Annotated in this window: 23 protein-coding genes and 1 other annotated feature; all 23 genes read left to right on the top strand. The window is 46.0% G+C overall.

What is annotated here, in order from left to right:
* Positions 1-39 precede the first annotated feature (39 nt).
* Positions 40-282, top strand: coding sequence for a DUF4321 domain-containing protein (locus PUW25_RS20170; protein WP_047914296.1), 243 nt, complete (start codon positions 40-42; stop codon positions 280-282).
* A 119-nt stretch (positions 283-401) separates the two neighbouring features.
* Positions 402-1,007, top strand: coding sequence for a Maf family protein (locus tag PUW25_RS20165; protein WP_047914295.1), 606 nt, complete (start codon positions 402-404; stop codon positions 1,005-1,007).
* Between the two features lie 55 nt (positions 1,008-1,062).
* Complete coding sequence (radC, locus tag PUW25_RS20160; RefSeq protein ID WP_047914294.1) at positions 1,063-1,752, top strand: RadC family protein; 690 nt, start codon at positions 1,063-1,065, stop codon at positions 1,750-1,752.
* A gap of 159 nt (positions 1,753-1,911) precedes the next feature.
* A complete protein-coding gene (locus tag PUW25_RS20155; protein WP_047914293.1) occupies positions 1,912-2,946 on the top strand; it encodes a rod shape-determining protein in 1,035 nt (344 codons plus the stop codon).
* 280 nt (positions 2,947-3,226) lie between these two features.
* Positions 3,227-4,066, top strand: a complete 840-nt coding sequence (gene mreC / locus PUW25_RS20150) for a rod shape-determining protein MreC (protein ID WP_081872821.1) — start codon at positions 3,227-3,229, stop codon at positions 4,064-4,066.
* Positions 4,066-4,599: a rod shape-determining protein MreD gene (mreD, locus tag PUW25_RS20145; RefSeq protein WP_047914291.1), complete on the top strand. Its 534-nt coding sequence runs from the start codon at positions 4,066-4,068 to the stop codon at positions 4,597-4,599. The genes mreC and mreD overlap by 1 nt, the downstream gene beginning before the upstream one ends.
* A gap of 79 nt (positions 4,600-4,678) precedes the next feature.
* On the top strand, positions 4,679-5,341 hold the full coding sequence (gene minC, locus PUW25_RS20140) for a septum site-determining protein MinC (RefSeq protein ID WP_047914290.1): 663 nt from the start codon (positions 4,679-4,681) through the stop codon (positions 5,339-5,341).
* 5 nt (positions 5,342-5,346) lie between these two features.
* Positions 5,347-6,141, top strand: coding sequence for a septum site-determining protein MinD (minD, locus tag PUW25_RS20135; protein WP_047914289.1), 795 nt, complete (start codon positions 5,347-5,349; stop codon positions 6,139-6,141).
* 6 nt (positions 6,142-6,147) lie between these two features.
* Positions 6,148-7,329 carry an FtsW/RodA/SpoVE family cell cycle protein gene (locus PUW25_RS20130; protein WP_274337453.1) on the top strand — a complete coding sequence of 394 codons (1,182 nt, stop codon included), beginning with the start codon at positions 6,148-6,150 and terminating at the stop codon, positions 7,327-7,329.
* A gap of 110 nt (positions 7,330-7,439) precedes the next feature.
* Entirely contained in the window at positions 7,440-8,339 is a 900-nt protein-coding gene (locus PUW25_RS20125) for a M23 family metallopeptidase (RefSeq protein WP_274337452.1), read from the top strand.
* Positions 8,332-9,183 (top strand): M50 family metallopeptidase, encoded by an 852-nt coding sequence (locus tag PUW25_RS20120; protein ID WP_274337451.1) that lies wholly within the window; start codon positions 8,332-8,334, stop codon positions 9,181-9,183. Before PUW25_RS20125 ends, PUW25_RS20120 begins: the two co-directional genes overlap by 8 nt.
* Positions 9,184-9,253: 70 nt before the next feature.
* Positions 9,254-10,444: an Rne/Rng family ribonuclease gene (locus PUW25_RS20115; RefSeq protein ID WP_274337450.1), complete on the top strand. Its 1,191-nt coding sequence runs from the start codon at positions 9,254-9,256 to the stop codon at positions 10,442-10,444.
* Between the two features lie 74 nt (positions 10,445-10,518).
* Positions 10,519-10,603: a sequence feature (ribosomal protein L21 leader region), on the top strand.
* Between the two features lie 13 nt (positions 10,604-10,616).
* On the top strand, positions 10,617-10,928 hold the full coding sequence (gene rplU, locus PUW25_RS20110; RefSeq protein WP_047914284.1) for a 50S ribosomal protein L21: 312 nt from the start codon (positions 10,617-10,619) through the stop codon (positions 10,926-10,928).
* Positions 10,929-10,941: 13 nt separating this feature from the next.
* On the top strand, positions 10,942-11,280 hold the full coding sequence (locus PUW25_RS20105) for a ribosomal-processing cysteine protease Prp (protein ID WP_047914283.1): 339 nt from the start codon (positions 10,942-10,944) through the stop codon (positions 11,278-11,280).
* Positions 11,281-11,298: 18 nt separating this feature from the next.
* Positions 11,299-11,610 (top strand): 50S ribosomal protein L27, encoded by a 312-nt coding sequence (gene rpmA / locus PUW25_RS20100; RefSeq protein WP_047914282.1) that lies wholly within the window; start codon positions 11,299-11,301, stop codon positions 11,608-11,610.
* 200 nt (positions 11,611-11,810) lie between these two features.
* A complete protein-coding gene (locus PUW25_RS20095; RefSeq protein ID WP_047914280.1) occupies positions 11,811-12,548 on the top strand; it encodes a Spo0B domain-containing protein in 738 nt (245 codons plus the stop codon).
* A gap of 13 nt (positions 12,549-12,561) precedes the next feature.
* On the top strand, positions 12,562-13,872 hold the full coding sequence (gene obgE / locus PUW25_RS20090) for a GTPase ObgE (RefSeq protein WP_047914279.1): 1,311 nt from the start codon (positions 12,562-12,564) through the stop codon (positions 13,870-13,872).
* Positions 13,873-14,029: 157 nt separating this feature from the next.
* Positions 14,030-14,467: an ACT domain-containing protein gene (locus PUW25_RS20085; protein ID WP_047914278.1), complete on the top strand. Its 438-nt coding sequence runs from the start codon at positions 14,030-14,032 to the stop codon at positions 14,465-14,467.
* 35 nt (positions 14,468-14,502) lie between these two features.
* The gene (locus tag PUW25_RS20080) at positions 14,503-15,789 is read left to right on the top strand and encodes a homoserine dehydrogenase (protein WP_047914277.1); all 1,287 of its coding nucleotides are present in this window, start codon (positions 14,503-14,505) and stop codon (positions 15,787-15,789) included.
* A 33-nt stretch (positions 15,790-15,822) separates the two neighbouring features.
* On the top strand, positions 15,823-16,785 hold the full coding sequence (thrB, locus tag PUW25_RS20075) for a homoserine kinase (RefSeq protein ID WP_274338433.1): 963 nt from the start codon (positions 15,823-15,825) through the stop codon (positions 16,783-16,785).
* Positions 16,782-17,654 (top strand): prephenate dehydratase, encoded by an 873-nt coding sequence (gene pheA / locus PUW25_RS20070; protein ID WP_047914275.1) that lies wholly within the window; start codon positions 16,782-16,784, stop codon positions 17,652-17,654. Before thrB ends, pheA begins: the two co-directional genes overlap by 4 nt.
* Before the next feature lie 19 nt (positions 17,655-17,673).
* Positions 17,674-18,561, top strand: coding sequence for a branched-chain-amino-acid transaminase (gene ilvE / locus PUW25_RS20065; RefSeq protein ID WP_047914274.1), 888 nt, complete (start codon positions 17,674-17,676; stop codon positions 18,559-18,561).
* Between the two features lie 189 nt (positions 18,562-18,750).
* Positions 18,751-20,361, top strand: a complete 1,611-nt coding sequence (locus PUW25_RS20060) for a LysM peptidoglycan-binding domain-containing protein (RefSeq protein WP_274337447.1) — start codon at positions 18,751-18,753, stop codon at positions 20,359-20,361.
* Positions 20,362-20,531: the final 170 nt, after the last annotated feature.

Below are 20,531 nucleotides of genomic sequence, written 5' to 3'. Positions count from 1 at the left end.
AATAATGAAGGTGTCAAAATATGGCGAGGGAAGAGTAGAATGAAAAAAAACTTCGGAATATTCATCTTGTTTCTGCTCCTCGGTTGGTTGATTGGAGCATCCATATCCAAAGGTTTAGAGCAGTTTGAGGCTCTTTCTTTTTTAACGAATGCAACGACGATCAGCTGGTCGCCAAAGGCAAATTTCGACATCATTAGCTATCATCTTAACATTCAATTAAAGATCAGCCTGCTCAGTCTGTTAGGGGTTGTATTTGCGATTTGGCTCTACCGGAAACTATAGTTTTTTTATAATTACGGAGCTGAATCCAGTACAGAAGCATGAGCAGGAGTAAACACAGACTAAAAAAGATATGTAACACATGCGAATAGCATTATCATTCTCACGAAGGAGTTCATTTCTTGAAAAAGCAGCGGATCATACTCGCCTCCACGTCTCCAAGACGCAGGGAACTCATAGCGACGCTTGGCCTTCCGTTTGAAGTTCGCCCTAGCCACACCCCGGAAGATACACCAGAAGACTACACACCTCAGCAAATTGTAGAAGAACTTGCCTACCGCAAAGCAAAGACTGTCTATGATTCTTATGATTCTGAACTGGCAGGAGCCATCGTAGTAGGCAGTGATACAATTGTCGTACTCGGCGGAGAAGTGCTTGGCAAGCCAAAGGATGAGCAGGATGCTTACCGGATGCTTAGTTCGCTTCAAGGCCGCATTCATGAAGTGTACACAGGAGTGACTTGTATATCGGGTGAGGATGGACGTGTAATTACGCGGCATCGCCGTACGAAGGTGAAGATGAAGCCGCTCGAGCCAGATGCCATTCATGCTTATATTCGGACAGGCGAGCCTTCTGACAAGGCAGGCGCATACGCCATTCAGGGTTTGGGTGCAACATTCGTTGATTCCATCGAAGGATGCTATTTTAACGTTGTGGGTTTGCCGCTCTCCTTGCTTAGTGAACAACTGGCAGAGCTGGGCTTGAACGTGCTGTCCATTGACGAATAGGAAGTCATAGTAACTAGAGAACGGATTCGTTTTTTTATGTGAAAAGAGGGAGAAGATGAGTTCGCCACAGTATATGCTGCGCGACATCCCCCAAGAACAGCGCCCGAGAGAACGCATGCTAGAAGTAGGGGCGGGTGCACTAAGTCATACGGAGCTTCTGGCGATTCTGCTTAGAACAGGAACGAAGCAGGAATCAGCCATTCATATCGCTCAGCGTATTCTGAACGAAGCAGGGAGTCTTCGGAATCTGGTGGATATGAGTGTTGATGAGCTGTGTCAGCTCAAAGGCATTGGCCCCGCCAAGGCAATTCAGCTGAAGGCTGGCATCGAGCTGGGACAACGGGTTATGCAGACGAGATTAACGGAGAGACCTGTCATTCGCAGTCCGAAAGATGCGGCTGATCTGCTTATGGAACAGCTTAGGTATTTGCAGAAGGAGCATTTTGTCTGCCTCTTCCTGAATACCAAGAATCACGTTATTGCCCAAGAAACGTTATCGATGGGCAGCCTCAACGCTTCCATCGTTCATCCGAGGGAAGTGTTCAGGGCTGCCATGAAATGCAGCAGTGCCTCCATCGTGTGTGCGCACAATCATCCGAGCGGTGATCCTGCCCCGAGTCCGGAGGATATACAGCTGACACGTCGTCTTGTCAAAGCTGGTGAAATTGTAGGAATTGACGTTCTCGATCATATCGTGATCGGGGACGGGAAATATGCAAGTTTGAAGGAGCAAGGGTTCATATAATATAATGTGGTACGTTAACGGTTTTTTTATTAAGCGTAAATTACAAGGAGCGTTTTCCTTCATCGCTTCAATCGCTTTATTCTGAATCGGATTATAATGACGCAGCTGCTAAGCAAGTGGCAGCATAAATAATGCAAGCAAAGAAAGGGAGAAAATAGCATGTTAGGTGGCTTTACTAAAGATTTGGGGATTGACTTGGGAACGGCGAATACGCTCGTTTACGTACGGGGAAAAGGCATTGTGGTCAGAGAACCTTCCGTTGTTGCATTACGTACAGATACACAGGTTATTGAAGCTGTCGGTGAATCTGCAAAAAAAATGATCGGACGTACTCCTGGTAACATCCGTGCCATTAGACCAATGAAGGATGGAGTTATTGCCGATTTCGATACTACGGCAACGATGATTAAATATTTCATTCGTCAGGCTCAGAAGCAGCGTTCCTTCTTCCAGCGTCATCCAAACGTGATGGTATGTGTTCCTTCCGGCATTACGGCGGTAGAACAGCGTGCTGTAGAGGATGCTACGAAGCAGGCGGGAGCAAGAGAGGCATACACTATCGAGGAGCCGTTTGCTGCAGCGATCGGTGCAGATCTTCCTGTATGGGAGCCAACGGGAAGTATGGTCGTTGATATCGGCGGCGGTACAACAGAAGTTGCAGTGATCTCCTTGGGAGGCATCGTGACAAGCCGTTCCGTGCGTGTTGCCGGTGATGAGATGGACGAGTCCATCATCCAGTACATCAAACGTCAATACAATCTGATGATCGGTGAAAGAACAGCGGAACAGCTCAAAATGGAAATCGGATCTGCACTTCCTCTGGAATCGGTAGAAACGATGGAAATTCGTGGACGTGACCTTGTTACCGGGCTGCCGAAGACCATCACAATTACTTCAGATGAAATTAGTGAAGCACTTGCCGATACAGTGGGCTCCATTGTTGAAGCTGTTAAAGTAACCCTTGAGAAATGCCCGCCTGAGCTGGCTGCGGATATTATGGACCGTGGTATTGTGCTGACAGGAGGAGGAGCTCTTCTTCGTAACCTGGACAAGCTGCTTGCAGGCGAAACAGGAATGCCGGTCATCGTTGCTGAGAATCCGCTGGATTGTGTAGCTATTGGTACAGGCAAAGCGCTGGACAACATTCATTTGTTCAAATCTAGAAGCAGCGCTGCAATCAGATCTAAACGTTAATATACGAAACATTGAAAGTCACAGCTAAGCAGGCTGCATCCACCCGTGCTGGCCGCAAAGCGTTAAGGCATATCTGCGTAAGGAGATGCAGCTATGCCCAGATTTTTATGATGTTGCTACCCATGGGATAGTAAGTCAGTAGTTTAAGGTTCGCTCAGCTATAGGACCACTACGTACTTGCTTTCCCTTTTTAAGTGAAGCTTATAATCGGCTTAGCATCATAACGAAATAAGGATGTTAGAGGGTGTTGTAACTGTTTAAATGGTTAGGCAACAAGCGATTGTTTATTTTACTCGTTGGTATTATCATTTTTATTGCACTTATGGGCTTTACAGTAGGATCGAGAGCAGGGTTATCACTACCCGAGAAGTTTACAAAAGATATGGTCGGATTCGTGCAGCAGGTCTTCTACAAACCGACCTCCTATATTGCTGGATTCTTCGAGGATATAGCGAATCTTAAATCACTGCAGGAAGAGAACGAAATTCTAAAAACCTCAGTTGCTCAGTATAAGCAAGAAGCGGTGAGATACGGTAATTTGGCAGAAACGAATCAGCGTCTGCAGGAGAATCTCGATTTCACCGAGGAGCAAAAGAACAGACATAATTATAAACTGCGCACAGCCCAAGTCATCAGTGTCAATTCGGATCCGAACAACAGGGTTCTGAACATTGATATTGGAGAAAATGCAGGGCTGAAGGTTGGGATGGCCGTAACGACGCTGGACGGGCTGGCAGGTACCATCAGTCATGTCAGCAACTTTACTTCTACGGTCACCCTGTTAACAGCGCTGGATCCGAGCTCAAGCGATGCCAATGCAATTGCAGCTACCGTTGTGGGCAAGGAAAATGATACTTTCGGTATGATCGAGAAGTATAACCCGCAAACGGGTTATCTGGAAATGACCAAAATCAGCGAAAATTCCAAGATTGCCAAAGATGATGTCGTCATGTCCTCAGGAATTATCGAAGGATTTCCGAAATATATGATTATAGGGACAGTCAAAGAGATTAAGGAAAGTGAATTCGGACTTGCACAAGTCGCCTATATCGAGCCGGCAGCGAACTTTACGGACTGGAAGGAAGTCTTCGTCGTCATTCCACCTGAGGTAACTCCATAGTGGCCGGGCGGAAGCAGTTACTGATCATTCTGTTGTTTGTGCTCTTTATTATTGAAGGGACTGTCGTGCCTTGGATCATCCCGGACAGCTGGCTTCCTCGAATTGGACACAACTTCGTGTTTATAGCCATTTTGTTTGTCACGGTATACTATCATCGCCATTCGGCTCTCGTGCTGGGCATTATCTTTGGCTTGCTTCATGATGTGGTCTACTATGGCCATATGATTGGTCCGTATTCCTTCGCCATGGGGCTGACAGCCTATCTGATCGGCTTGTTCTTCAAATCTCCAAGAGCGACGATGCCGGTCATGATGATGATGGTGATTCTGGGGAGTCTGCTGTTCGATTCGATTCTCTTTTTCACCTATAAGCTATTCCGGCTTAATCAGGAATCATACAATTGGGCACTGCTGGAGTACATGATTCCAACCGTGTTTATTCATTTTATATTTGCATTAATTATTTATGTTCCGCTACGAAAACAACTTGATCGACTAACACGGCGTAGAGTAACGAAGAAGGATAAAGTGTAATAATATCTAACGCTTTTCAGGCAAAAAGAAGGAACTGCTGCGCTTCGGCACGAATGTTTGAGATGGGAGGGACAGGCTTATGACAGTAAAATCGAATCATGTGACGATCAAAGGCATCAAAGATGGCCTGGTATTCCTGATGGATGACGAGTGTGATTTGGAGGAACTGCTGAGCGAGCTTCGCTTTAAGCTTGAACATAGCCATCAAAATATATTGTCCGGTCCCATTATTCATGTCGATGTAAAGCTTGGATCTCGAATTGTGACCGAAGAGCAGAAAGAAGAAATTCTTCATATTTTGAAGCAAAAAGGCAATTTGCTCATACGTTCCATTGAATCTCCGGACGCTGAAACCGATGAGAACAAGGCTTCGGCCCTGACCACCATTACCGGTATTGTGCGTTCCGGTCAAGTGCTTCACCATGAAGGAAACTTGCTGCTGCTTGGTGATGTCAATCCTGGCGGAAGTGTCAGCTGCACGGGTAATATATATATTATGGGTGCACTTCGCGGAATGGCGCATGCGGGAAACAAGGGCAATGAGGATGCTATTATATGTGCATCTTATTTTGCGCCGACGCAGCTTCGAATCGCGGAGGTGATCAGCCGTCCTCCGGATGAATGGGAGCAAAGAGAAGCAGGGATGGAGTTTGCTTACTTGCAGAACGGACAAATGCAGATCGACAAAACGAGCAATATCGTTCGGTTGCACCGTGATTTTAACGTGTTTAAAGGGGTGTAGCATACATGGGAGAGGCGATTGTTGTCACTTCAGGAAAAGGCGGTGTCGGCAAAACAACCACATCGGCCAACATTGGCACTGCACTTGCGCTGCTTGGTAAAAAAGTATGTCTGGTCGATACAGACATTGGCCTTCGAAATCTCGATGTCGTTATGGGACTCGAGAATCGAATCATCTACGATTTGGTGGATGTAGCAGAAGGAAGATGCCGATTGAACCAAGCTTTGGTCAAAGACAAGCGCTTTGATGAATTATATATGCTGCCAGCCGCGCAGACAAAAGATAAAAACTCGGTTACACCTGATCAGGTAAAGGATATTGTGCTGGAGCTCAAAAAAGATTTTGAGTATGTCATTATCGACTGCCCTGCAGGTATTGAGCAAGGATTTAAGAACGCCATTGCCGGTGCCGATCAGGCCATTGTTGTAACTACACCAGAGAATGCTGCAGTTCGTGATGCAGACCGTGTAATCGGGCTGCTCGAGAGCTCACACGTCGGATCTCCAAAGTTAGTCGTTAACCGGATTCGGAATAATATGGTTAAAACCGGCGATATGCTGGATATCGATAGTATTTTACAAGTGCTTAATATTGATCTTATTGGGATTGTTCCTGATGATGAGCTTGTTATCAAAGCAGCCAATTCTGGTGAACCGACCGTTATGAATCCGAACTCGCAAGCTGCCATGGCCTATCGTAATATCGCAAGACGCATTCTTGGTGATACGGTGCCACTCATGCTGCTTGATCAAAAGAAAGGTGTCTTTACACGGTTTAAGAAGTTTTTCGGAATGGGTTGATGCAATTTGCTTCGCAAATGGAAAGAGCTGGACTGGCCGCTAATGGCCGTTCTCGTTTTATTTATGCTGGTAAGTACGATGGTTGTACATAGTGCCATTATTCCAACACCGGAATTCGAGGGTTATGATATAAGGACTGCGATCTTTTACATCCTTGGATTCATCATTGTGCTGGGGATCGCGTTGGTCGATTATCGGGCATTGCTCAAGTATAGCTTCGTTATATACGGAATAGGCTTGATTATGATCATTCTCCTGTTCTTTATTGGAGCAGAAGTGAATGGTGCGAAGAGCTGGTTCAAGCTGCCGGGAGGATTGTTGTTCCAGCCCGCTGAATTGGTCAAGCTGGTGCTTATTCTCGTCTGCGCATATATGCTCGGTAAACGGGGCGGAGAACCGCTGAGATTCAGGGCGGATATTATTCCAGCCGCACTCATCGTTCTTGTTCCTTTTGTGCTCGTGCTGATTCAGCCGGACCTCGGGAATGCCATCATTTATTTGGTTGTATTTGTCGGGATGCTGTGGATTGCGGGAACAAGGTATAAGCATGTGTTGATTGGCATTACGACAGTGCTTGCCGCACTGATCCTATTTGTCACCTTGTTTAATACGTTTAATGATCAGATCAAAGCATCGCTTGAGGAACAGAATCGCTTGCATTGGTATCAGCGTATCAATACCTTTCTCAATCCGGGAGAGGCTTCGAGTGATGATAGACACCAATCCAGCTATGCCATCATTGCGATTGGCACCGGCGGATTGGCGGGGGACGGCTTTAAGCAGGGTGAACTCAAGAACAATCATTTTATCCCGTATCCCTATTCGGACTCCATATTTGTGGTCATAGGTGAAGAGTTTGGATTTTTGGGAAGTGCGTTTGTTCTGCTGATGTATTTTGCACTGATCTATCGTTTGGTTCGAATCGCAGCAGCTTGTTATGATAAACGAGGAGCTTATATCATCATTGGGATCGCAACCATGTTCATTTTTCAGGTATATGAAAATGTAGGTATGATGGTAGGGCTAATGCCGATTACGGGCATCACACTACCCTTTATCAGCTACGGTGGGACATCCCTTCTCATCAATATGCTCTGTATCGGAATTGTGATGAGCATCAAGCTGCATCAGGATAAGTACGATTTGCAAAATAATGAAACTACAACGACAACAGCACCTGGGCTTTAGAGCCCATGGTGCTTTTTTTGTATGCACGTTCGAAGGCTTGTTCATATTTGCTCGTCCCTATTCATAAGATGTAACAGTTAGAGTGAATCCTCACAAGGAGGACAATAGGGATGAACATTAAAGCCAATATTAAACAGCGGAGACAGGAACGGATCCGACAGCTTCTTGATGTAGAAGATACCCGCGAGAAACAGAGCTTAAAGACCATAGAACATGGACGACCTATAGACAGGAGAAGGGTGCCGCAGGCAGAACAGCAGCCTCCCTTTTTTCAATCGGTTGACGAAACAGATATAAACACAGCTGAGCGAGATCCTGAGCTGTTATGGAAGAAGGATCGCAGAAGATGGGTAGAGGATGAGACTTATTACGATGGTCCGGATCAACAGCCCCGTTTTCTGAACGGACTGCTTAAGCGGATTGTGATCAGCGGCATATTATTTGGTGCGATCTGGGGTGCGTTTCAGTGGGATGCTCCGTTTTTGGAAAGAGCCAAGTTTTTTGTGGCAGACAGCCTTCATCAAGAAATGGATTTTCAAGCAGCGGCAGCCTGGTACACAGATCATTTCGGCGGCACCCCTTCTTTTTTGCCGATCTTTCAAGATGATGGTGCATCCCCGCTGAAAGTGACGGCTTCCCGTAAATTGTCTCCTCCCATTGCAGGCACAATTGCTCAGCCCTTTGCTATAACAATGGAAGGGGTGGAGATTGTACCTAATTCTGAAGGTGGAGGCGTTTTTCAAGTTGATAGCATTGATGCAGGACGAGTTATCCAGGTAATTAACAACCCCGAGACAGGTACGACGGTAGTTGTTCAGCATACAGGCGGGCTGACAGGCATTTACGGACGTCTTGCGGAAACTAAGCTGGAAACAGGCTCTTGGGTTGAAGAAGGCGGGCAGATCGGTCAGATCCCAGCAGGCACATTAGCGCATGATAAGACTTTGTACTTTGCAGTAAAGGATGGGGACACCTATATTGATCCAGCGGAAGTGATTGCTTTTGATTAATGTAATGGGGATCCGGCTATCCCTGCATCCGGTATTTGTTCTTGTTATGATGCTCTCTGTCGTAACAGGGCGATTTATTGAGCTGTTAACGTTATTTGCCATCGTGTTTATCCATGAGCTTGGTCATGCAAGCTGCGCTTTGTTACTGGGGATTCGGGTTACCTCTATTCAGATGCTTCCTTTTGGGGGAGTGGCAACGATTGAGGACCGGGGGGATTTGACGGCCAGAAAAGAGATCCTGATCTCACTTGCGGGTCCCTTCCAAAATGTATTGATGATTGCAGCCGCCTATGCGATGAATGCCACAGGGATGTGGGATGGACAGTTTCTGGATTATTTTATTTCCTCAAACCTCATCATTGCCTTATTTAATTTGCTGCCGATTCTGCCATTGGATGGAGGCAAGATCGTACAAGCCTTGCTGAGTATATTTCTACCCTATCACAGGACACTGCTCGTTACTTATAAAATAAGTATCATGTTCAGTGCAATGATGCTGACCTACGCATTTTTGCCGCTGATGAGGGGACAGGAAATGGTGGATCTGAGCGTAGCTATGATGGGCTCCTTTCTCCTTTATGCCAACATCGTGGATTATCGGAATATCCCTTATCGATTCGTACGCTTTTTGATGAACAGGGATATTCTTTTTTCAGTCCATGCCTCTTCCGGGAGCTTGGCTCAACCAATAATTTCGATGCCAGCGAAACCTTTGGACAATATCTTGCGTTTATTTAAGAGAGAGAAATATCATATGATATACGTGATGGACAAGCATGGGAATATTGTTGGCGTTCTGCCAGAGCAGCGCATAATCAAGTCGTATTTTGATAAAAGAACGTAATTTACAAAATAGGAGAGCGCAAACGAATGCCACTATCTTCTCTCTAAAAGAGTACTCTAGAGGTGAAGCCATGAAGCAAACGATTGTGAACTGTGAACCAAATCTGATTCGAATGGCTCTTCTGGAGGAAGGTAAAGTAGTTGAATACGCAGCGGAACGGGCGGGTGAAAGAGGACTGCTCGGTTCCTTTTTTAAGGGACGTGTAGTCAATGTGCTTCCAGGTATGCAGGCGGCGTTTGTTGATATCGGGCAGAAGAAAAATGCCTTTTTATATATCGATGATGTACTGCATCCCAACCTGGACAAGCAGCCTAAGATCAAGCCGGCCATTACAGAGCTACTTTCCGTGGGTCAGGATATTGTTGTTCAGGTGTTCAAGGAGCCGGTAGGTGGAAAAGGGGCAAGAGTCACAACGCACTATGCACTGCCCGGTCGCTGGATCGTTTATATGCCGATGGCGGGATATATAGCGGTATCCAAGAAAATTGCAAAAGAAGGTGAGCGATCTCGTCTCAAAAGTATTGCTGAGCGTTGTAAACGGGATGAAGAGGGTATGATTATACGAACGGTTTCTGAGCATGAAAGTTTGGAAGCGATTGAAGGTGATGTCATTCAGCTGCGCAAGGTGTGGCAGAGGATTGAGCAAAAAGCCAGCATGAACAATGCTCCGCGGCTGCTGCATCAGGATCTCAGCATTCTGCAAAGATTCATTCGGGACAGTTATACGGTTCATAGTGATGAATTTGTAATTGATAACGAGCATCAGGCGAGAGAAGCGAAGCTGTTCTATCAGGATGTCGCTTTGAATGGAGTGCCTCATTTTCATATTTATCGCGGGGATAAGCCTGTTTTTGAAGCATATGGAGTTCAGGAGCAACTGGTAAGGGACTTTAAGAGAAAGGTGTGGCTTGAAGGCGGCGGCTATGTCGTCATTGATCATACCGAAGCTCTGACCGTCATTGATGTCAACACGGGTAAGTATATAGGTGGTCGAAATCTGGAAGAGACGGTAACGAAGACGAATCTTCAAGCAGCGATTGAAATCGCCAGATTAATCAGACTCCGAGATATCGGAGGAATCATCATTATTGATTTTATAGACATGGAATTCGATCGACATCGGGATGAGGTTATGCTGACACTCGAGCGGGAGCTTCAGAAGGATCGCACTAAATCTCACGTAGTAGGATGGACAAGGCTCGGTCTGCTGGAGCTTACCCGCAAGAAGGTAAGGGAAGAGAGCAGCCTGGTGCTGGAGTGATTATTGCAAAATGATTGATTTCAGAATAGACTCATGATATAATCTTCAGGTATGTGTTTAGTATTAAGTTGCTGCACATGCTGTAACCGCTCCGATCGGGTAGAAGCATTCTGCTTTTTGAGGCAGGATCACCTGGATTAGGCGAGTCTGAGACATGAGGAGGTGCAAGCAAATGTACGCAATTATTGAAACTGGTGGTAAACAGTACAAAGTTCAAGAAGGCGATGTTCTTTTCATCGAGAAATTGAACGCTGCAGACGGTGAAACAGTAACGTTTGACCGCGTGTTGGCTGTTTCTAACGACAATGGTTTGACTGCAGGTACACCGGTTGTTGCCGGCGCAACTGTAACAGCGACTGTTGAGAAGCATGGCAAAGGCCAAAAGGTTGTTGTATACAAATACAAGCCTAAGAAGAACTACCATGTGAAACAAGGTCATCGTCAACCTTACACTAAAGTAACTATCGGCAAAATCCAAGCGTAAGTGGGTGTAAACAGTGATTACTGTACACATCTTTCGTTTGAGTGACGGCAGCATTCGTGGCTTTTCCGTGAAAGGTCATGCGAATTATGCTAAAGCTGGTGAAGATATTGTATGTGCGGGAGTTTCCGCAGTGACGGTTGGTACGGTCAATTCGATTGAGACACTTACAGGTGTTGAGCTCGATGCCGAGATGGAGCATGGCTTTCTGAGCGCATATGTTCCTGAAGGAGCCAAGTTGTCAGACGATATTCGTTCCCAGGTTCAGTTGCTGCTTGAATCACTTGTGGTGATGCTGAAATCGATCGTCGATTCGTACGGAAAGTATATTCAGATAAAGCAGCATAATAACTAAAGAAGGAGGTAGACTACAATGTTAAAATTGGATCTTCAGTTGTTCGCATCCAAAAAAGGTGTGGGTTCCACAAAGAATGGTCGTGATTCCCAGTCCAAACGTCTTGGCGTTAAGCGTGCAGACGGTCAGGCAGTGTCTGGCGGAAGCATCCTCGTTCGTCAACGTGGTACTAAAATCCACCCAGGAACGAACGTAGGAATCGGTAAAGACGATACTTTGTTTGCGAAAGTAGACGGCGTTGTTAAATTTGAACGTTGGGGCCGCGATCGTAAAAAAGTGAGCGTCTACCCTATTGAAGTTGCTCCTGTAGCAGCTGCAGTAGAAGCGTAATAGGCATTTCGCCTAAGGAGCCTTCGGCATGTTTGCCGAAGGCTTTTTTTATTCAGACCATCACTTCACCTGGGCTCGTGTTTCAACTGAGCGGAGATGTTTTTTGTTTTTTGGTACTGTTTGGCAACTTCGTCTGTGATATACTGCCTTTATGACCTTTATATTATAATGGGGTTAACATTGATGAACGGGGAGAAGTCATGAATTACTGGAAAAAAGTGCCCTTAGCGGTATCTTGTTCGGTCATATTTCCGTTAGTTTTGGTGATCATCTCTAAGACTCTGATCTCTTGTATTTTGCTTGCGTTATGGTTAGGAGTTGTCCTTTATTATGTCTTTAAGGCTGTGGACAAGCAGCTCGAAGAGCAGCGCCGCCAAACGCAGCAGAGAATGGAAGATACAGCGATATCCGTGTTAAATCATCATAGACATGATTGGATGAATGACCTCCAGGTGTTGTATGGATATATTCGTCTAGGAAAGAATGATAAATCAATACAAACGGTGGAAAGAATAAAGGAGAGAATGACGGAAGAGAGCAAGATTTCCAAGCTGGGTGTGCCGTCTCTCATCTTTTATTTGCAGTCGTATAGAATAAGCGGCAGTCTTGTTGTTCTAAGTGTGGAAGTGGAGGACGGATTGCGGCTGGATACCTTGATTTCTCCCGAGGACGGTGAGATGCTGACAGGGACGATTGCGGATACAGTCAGGGCTTATCAGTTCAGCAACCGATCGTCTTGGGGAGAAATTCGTCACCTGTTAATTCGTTTTGGTCAGGATCAAGGGGATGTTATTGTACGTTTCGAGGGAGAGAGAATAGCATCTGAATCAGAAGCATGGAGTAATTTGTACACGATGAAGCAAGGAACCAAGGTGATAGCGGAGCCGCCTGCAACAGGGGATGCGCTCATTCAATTCCGTGTGACTTGTGGGATATAAGGAAGGGATAATCATGTTTGTAGATAAAGCGAAGATTTATGTTAAAGGCGGGGACGGCGGAGATGGACTCGTATCGTTCCGTCGTGAGAAATATGTACCTGAAGGCGGTCCTGCTGGTGGGGACGGCGGCAAGGGCGGAAGTGTTATTTTTCGTGTAGACGAAGGTTTAAGAACACTGATGGATTTCCGTTATCAACGTCATTTCAAAGCAAAACGCGGTGAAAAAGGCCGTAATAAAAGTCAGCACGGTGCGAATGCAGAGGATATGATCGTTCGTATACCGCCGGGAACGGTAGTAACCGATGAGGATTCAGGCGAAGTACTGGCTGATTTGACCCGTCACGGACAGCAGGTCGTCGTTGCGAGAGGCGGTCGTGGCGGAAGAGGAAACATCCGGTTTGCAACTCCGAAGAATCCTGCACCTGAGCTTGCCGAGAATGGTGAAGAAGGCGAAGAGCGCTACATTGTACTCGAAATGAAGGTCATGGCCGATGTAGGCCTGGTTGGATTTCCGAGTGTGGGCAAATCTACGCTTTTGTCCGTCGTATCTGGTGCTAACCCGAAGATTGGGGCATACCACTTTACGACAATTACGCCGAATCTCGGTGTTGTGGACGTAGGAGAAGGCCGCAGCTTTGTTATGGCAGATTTGCCTGGACTGATTGAGGGAGCGAGTGAAGGTATTGGACTGGGTCATGAGTTCCTGAGACACGTTGAGCGTACCCGCGTTATCATTCATGTCATCGATATGGCTGGATCTGAGGGCAGAGATCCGTATGAGGATTTCGTCAAGATCAATGACGAGCTTCGTCAGTACAATGCTAAATTGATGGAGCGTCCACAGATTGTGGCTGCGAACAAAATGGATATGCCGGAGTCAGCAGATAACCTGGATAATTTTAAACAACAGCTGGCTGCTTCTCATCCCGAAATAGAGATTATGCCGATCTCATCCCTTACACGTCAAGGCGTGAAGGAGCTTCTCTACAAGGCAGCAGATCTGCTGGATCAAATGCCGGAAGAGCTGCATGTGGAAGAAGTGGCTGAAGTAAGTGAACGCAAAGTTTACAAGCTGGATAAAGAAGAAGAGGAAGGCTTCAAAATTGTGCGCGAGAATGAGATGTTCATTGTGGAAAGTCCGAAGATCGAGCGCATGATGAAACGAATGCAGCTAAATTCACATGAGGCAATTATGAAGCTTGCGCGTACCCTTCGCCATATGGGTGTTGATGATGAACTTAGAAAACGTGGTGCGAAGGACGGTACGATCGTTCGTATTGCTGATTTTGAGTTTGAATTCGTAGAGAGCAGCAGCTACTATTAATAAATATAACGAAATTTACCGTGGGTATCTTCCTTAGATATCCACGGTTTTTTGGAATATGGGCAGTAAGAGACTCCATTTGTCTATTGCCCTTTTCGATACGATTCGATATAATGTCCACTATATGAATACAATAGTCTTTGAGGAGAGGACGTTTTTGAAAGAACGCTACTATTTAGTACGTGAAGATATATTGCCAGAAGCTGTGGTGAAGACGATGCAGGTGAAGCAGCTGCTCGCTTCCGGTGAGGTGAAAACTGTCCATGAAGCGGCTGAGCGTGTTGGTCTGAGCCGAAGTGCATTTTATAAATATAAGGATGGAATTCATCTGGTCAATCAGCTGGAGAGAGAGCGAATCGTCACCATCTCGATCGATCTGGAGCATGAGTCTGGAATGCTGTCCCAAGTACTATCGCATGTGGCATCTTATGGAGGCAACGTGCTTACCATTCATCAGAGCATTCCGCTTCAAGGGCGTGCCAATGTTGTGATTTCAGTAGAGACATCTCGGCTGAGTGGAGATCTTGGTGAGATGATGGAGCAATTTTCGCAGGTTCCGGGGGTCAAACGCACACGCTTGATTGGTCAGGGGTAGAGGAGATACTTTAGTTACATAAAGGGGATGAGAAGATGAAACCGATTAAGGTGGGTTTGCTTGGATTAGGAACTGTAGGCACAGGTGTAATACGAATCGTGGAAGGGAATCAGGAGGATCTGAGCAGTCAAGTCGGCTCTCCTATCGTTATTGAAAAAGTAGCTGTAAAAAATCTGGTCAAGGCTCGTAACATTACCGTGGATGCGGATAAATTAACAGAAGATCCATGGGAGGTTATTCGTAACCCGGAGATCGACGTCATTGTCGAAGTTATGGGTGGAGTGGAGAGCACAAAAGAATACATTCTGGAAGCGCTGGAACGGGGTAAGCATATCGTGACGGCAAACAAGGATTTGATGGCGCTCTATGGTGCAGAGATTTTGGCCAAAGCAGAAGAGAAGCGCTGTGATGTCTATTATGAGGCGAGTGTTGCCGGAGGAATTCCGATAATTCGTACGCTGATTGAGAGCTTTTCGTCTGATCGAATCACCCGAATTATGGGAATCGTAAACGGGACCACGAACTTTATATTAACCAAGATGAGTCAGGAGGGGGCTTCGTATGATGAAGTTCTGACAGAGGCTCAGGCACTTGGTTATGCCGAATCCGATCCGACCTCGGACGTTGAAGGGTTAGACGCCGCGCGTAAGATGGCAATTCTCGGAACACTTGGCTTCCATACGAATGTTGAGCTTCGCGATGTGTCGGTCAGTGGGATTTCCAGTGTTACTAAAGAAGATATCGCTTATGCCAAGAGGCTTGGATATGAAATGAAGCTATTAGGTATTGCAGAGCGACAGGACGATCAGATCTCAATCAGTGTAGAACCAACGATGGTGAGTCAGCAGCATCCTCTGGCCTCTGTCAACGGCGTATTTAATGCAGTATTCGTTCACGGTGAAGCGGTTGGCGAGACGATGTTCTATGGGGCAGGTGCAGGTGAGCTGCCTACGGCTACCTCTGTCGTAGCTGACTTGGTATCTGTGATTCGTAATTTGAAGCTTGGAGTGAGCGGCCTGAAATCCATCAGCCCTTACAAAGAGAAGCATCTGATCCAAGATGAGCATATTTCTTATAAAAACTTCATCTTGCTGCATGTCGATGACAAAGCAGGTGTGCTTGCTCAAATTACACAAATATTTGCGGAGTACGACGTCAGTCTTGCTTCTGTGGTCCAGCAGCCGAATGAACAAAATCCGGATGCCGAGATCATTATTGTTACCCATAATGCCAGCAAAGCAAGTATGGATAAAGTACTGAAGCATTTTGACACACTTAGTGTTATTCGTAAAGTGAAGAGTGTTTACCGGGTAGAGGGATGAGCTTCCCCGTACTTTTGAGGAGGACCGAACACAATGAAGAACAGCGTAAGAGTAAAAATCCCGGCGAGCACAGCGAACTTAGGCCCAGGCTTTGATTCATTGGGTATGGCGCTCAGCTTATATTCTTATATAGAGATGAAGAGAGCGGAGGAGACCTCTATTTCTCTGTATGGCGAGCATTTAAAGGGGATTCCTACGGATAAGACGAACCTTGTCTATAAAGTGGCACAAGCTGTATTTAATCAAGCAGGAGTCCTTATTCCTGAGCTTGGGATTTCGATGTATTCCGAAATACCTCTTACACGAGGGCTTGGAAGCAGCGCAACTACGATTATAGGTGCTATGGTTGCCGCTAACGAACTTATCGGGTCACCTTTAACCCGGGAAGAGCTGTTCACAATGGCTACGCAAATGGAGAAGCACCCTGATAATGTGGGGGCATCGCTTTTTGGCGGCTTTGCTGTCTGTGCCTGGGACGGTAGTACTGCACATCATATCTCATTTGATCCGCCTGAACATCTGGAAGTGCTTGTCGTTATACCGCGGTTTGAACTGTCGACAACGAAGGCGAGAGAAGCATTGCCAAGCGAGCTTTCATTTCAGGATGCGGTCTATAATATTGGGCGGACCTCACTGCTCGTTGGTGCCTTAGCGAGTGGTCGTTACGATCTGTTAAGTGCGGCGATGAAGGATAAGCTCCATCAGCCCTACCGGGCTGCACTTGTTCCTGGAATGGCCGAAATACTGGAAGAGGCCCCACGCAAAGGTGCTCTTGGAGCGGCTCTTAGCGGTGCGGGTCCGACGGTACTCGCTTTTGTACATCAAGAAGAGCCGGATAAGCAAGGTCTTGAAGCTTATATGATTGAGACCATGCGAGCCCAAGGCATTGAAGCAGATACGATGTGGATCAAGCCAGATCTGCGGGGTGCACAGCTTGTTTCTGACGAGCATCAGAGCACATTTATGGATATCATTAAAGGGGAAGTAAAAGCATGAAACGAGTTGCAATATTACCTGAAGGCACTGTGTCACATGAAGCACTCGATTTTTTACTCGGAGACGAGCCGTATGTAGGCAAACACTTCAAGCTGATATCGGATGTGTTTCGGTCTACAGAACGAGGAGAAAGTGATTATAGTGTTATACCGGTGGAAAATACGATAGATGGATCGGTTAGTCTACATATGGATTGGCTTGTACATGAAGTGGATATCCCTATGCAGTGCGAATGGGTTTATCCTTCTATTCAGAATTTAATTGGCGATCGAGATGAGTTTCTGAATACAGCGGGAGATTTAGATTTTACCAAAATCCGCAAAATCATGTCACATCCCGTGGCGATCCCTCAATGTCAGCAGTTTATCCGCACGTATGCGCCTCAAGCAGAGCTTGAAAGTGTAGGCAGTACAGCAGAGGCGGTAGAAATCGTAAAGAAGAACCCGGGACAAGGCTGGGCGGCCATTGCTACGAGACTGGCTGCTGCGAAGCATGAACTAGATATTATGGCGGAGCGGGTCACAGATCATGATAATAACTACACCCGGTTTGTGTTAATTGGACCGGATGCAGTTAATCTGCAGCGAGCGGCAGATCATCAGAAGACAAGCATACTTATCACGCCTCCGGAAGATTTTCCTGGAGCACTTCATCAGGTATTATCCGCTTTTGCTTGGCGCAGACTGAATTTGTCTCGAATCGAGTCCAGACCAACGAAGAAGAAGCTCGGCAACTATTATTTTTATATTGATGTTATGGAATCAATGGATTCGGTACTCCTTCCTGCAGCGATTTCAGAGATAGAAGCTCTGGGATGCCAGGTTCGTGTACTGGGTTCTTATCCATGCTATGTATATACAGGACAATAATGCGGAGGTGTAACTTGTTATGACAGCAGAACAATGGATTTATCTAGATGGTCAGTATGTTACGAAGGAAAACGCAAAAGTATCCGTTTTTGATCATGGATTCCTATACGGTGACGGGATTTTTGAAGGGATACGGATATATAACGGTAATATTTTTAAATGCAAGGAGCATTTAGATCGGCTCTATGATTCAGCCAAATCCATTATGCTGGATATCCCTTTGTCTTATGATGAGATGAGGGAAGCCATGGCAGAAACCATTCGTCGTAACGAAATGAGAAATGGGTACATTCGTCTTGTTGTATCGCGCGGCTATGGTAATCTTGGAATTGATCCGCTTCGGTGTGAGAAGGCAAGTGTCGTCATCATCGTGGAAGAGCTGTCCATCTACCCGGAGGAAGCGTATCTCAAGGGCTTAAGAACAATCTCGGTTTCGCAGCGCCGCAACATCCCGGATGCACTCAATCCAAAGATCAAATCATTGAACTACTTGAACAACGTGCTTGTCAAAATTCAGTCAAACCACGCGGGTGTTGGAGAAGCGATTATGCTGAATTCGCAAGGTTACGTTACAGAAGGCTCGTCAGACAATATTTTTATCGTCAAGAATGGGGTTCTCATTACGCCACCATGCTACTTGGGCGCGTTAGAAGGCATTACTCGTAATGCTATTATTGAGCTCGCAGACAAAATAGGTCTGTCCTTCAAGGAACAGCCTTTCACATTGCACGATGTGTATGTAGCAGATGAAGTGTTCTTTACGGGCACAGCTGCTGAGGTTATCGCTGCTTATGAGGTAGATGGGAGAACGATTGGAGCCGGTGTCGCGGGGCCAATTACACTCAAGCTGCTTGAGGAGTTCCGCCAAATTGTAGACAAAGACGGGTATAAAGTATTTGCAGAGTAGTGCTGCTCTGAAATGAGCAGATAAGATCCTCTTCTTCGCATGTGGTCTCTTTTTTTAAAAGGGATTGCTGCTTAGAAGAGGATTTTTTTATAAGGAATGATGTCATTTGGGCGGATGCTGCATAGGATGAGAGTAACGAAAGAACGGGCGAATGTCATGCCTGAAGAAACGTGAGGAGGTTTTGGGCCTGTGAAGATCCATATTGTCAAAGAAGGAGATACCTTATATAAGCTGTCCCAAAAATATAATGTATCTTTAGAAACGATGATTAGTGCAAATCCGCAAATTGCAAATCCCAATGAATTAACGATCGGGATGAAAGTCAAAATTCCATCTGCACCGGTAACTCCACCGCCAGGAAATACGATTATTCACTCTCATACCGTAGTACAAGGAGACTCGCTGTGGAAATTGTCTAAAGCATGGGGGATTCCTCTGCAGGATTTAATTGCTGCCAACCCGCAGTTGAAAAATCCGAACGTGTTATTAGTTGGGGAAACAGTGAACATTCCTGCGGGGACATCCGCTAGTAAGGAAATGGGAACGGGTACACTAACAAATCCAACCCACACGGGTACATCTCCAAAAACGACAGTGGGAAGCGAGCAGTATACCGGTTCAAAAGAAGGAATCGTTCCGCTCGATGCATTGCCTAACTATCCTCAGCTTCCTGAACTCCCAACCATGCCAGAAGCACCAGTCGCCCCAAAAGCCGAATTAACAAAGCCGAAATCAACTGCACCCAAAGCCGAGCTAACCAAACCAAAGCCAGAGCAGCCGAAGGCAGAAGTCACTAAACCTGCACCAACGCCTCCCAAGGCAGAAGAGACCAAACCGAAACCAGCGCCTCCCAAAGCCGAAATCACCAAGCCGATTGCTCCTGCACCAAAGCCTGAGATGACGAAACCTATGCCACCTAAAAAAGAATTCAAACCAGTACCTCCACCGCCAAAACCTTTGCCTAAGCCTGTAAAACAGCCTGAAATGGTTAAACCTATGCCGCTGCCTGCACCCGTTAAAAAACCAGACTACGGATATTGCGATCCTTGTTACCCATCACACGGAATGATGATGCCATTTTATGAAGATAAGCATTATGGTAAAGGGCATGTCGGACATTGGCCGGGATTCCATCAGCCATATGGTCAGCATCCAGTTGCTCCAATGGGGTATCATGGTTCACATGAAGGTGCTGTTCCTTATGGTGAACAATCACCTATGGTGCAAGGAGCTTATGATCAGACGGACGGATCTTATACCACATACGAGAATGGCGGATATATTGTAGATTATATGCTTGTACATGGAGAGCCGTATGGAGATTGCGGATGTGGTCAGCCTGTAGCCTTGCCATATAGCTATGATCAAGCGGAATCGGATTGGAAGGCAGCAACAGCTCAGAATCAGCAGCCTGCAATGCATCCGCAAGCGTACGGACATCAGCCGCAATATACGAACTATTACAGACCTAACGAATACGGACCTCAAGTTCCGTATGTGGACTACTACAATAACCCATACAATAATGCTGGTGCACAAGCGGCTGTTCAGAATTTTGTGGACGGAGAGAATGATACCTCCCAACAACAAGCTGGTATAAACTTAGATAGCTTAAGCGAGCTTCCGAAGATTGAGAATGTAGGGTCTTCTCCTAAAGCAAAAACAGCAAGCGGAAAGAGTAAGGGTAAGAAAGCAATGGTATCATCCAGCGCTAGGAAGCGTACTTCGTCCAATCGAAATCAAAGCAGTAAAGGGGCTGGATTAAAAAAGGCTCGTAGAAATCCATGGCTTAAGAGATAACAGTGCTCCTTAGGTTAAGCAGCTCATTATGAGCTGCTTATTTATTTATAAAAAAAGTGTTGCATTAGTTAATAGTATGTGATAATCTATAATTCCTGTCGCGTTGACGGGGGCGAGCGTTAAGTAATTGATAGTTTGATAGAAAAACTTTTTCTAAAAAAACTATTGAC

This window comes from Paenibacillus urinalis (assembly GCF_028747985.1).
In the GTDB taxonomy this organism is placed as follows: Bacteria; Bacillota; Bacilli; order Paenibacillales; family Paenibacillaceae; genus Paenibacillus; species Paenibacillus urinalis.
The sequence above is the reverse complement of the archived record's forward strand: the minus strand, read 5'-3'. Positions and strand labels throughout refer to the sequence as shown.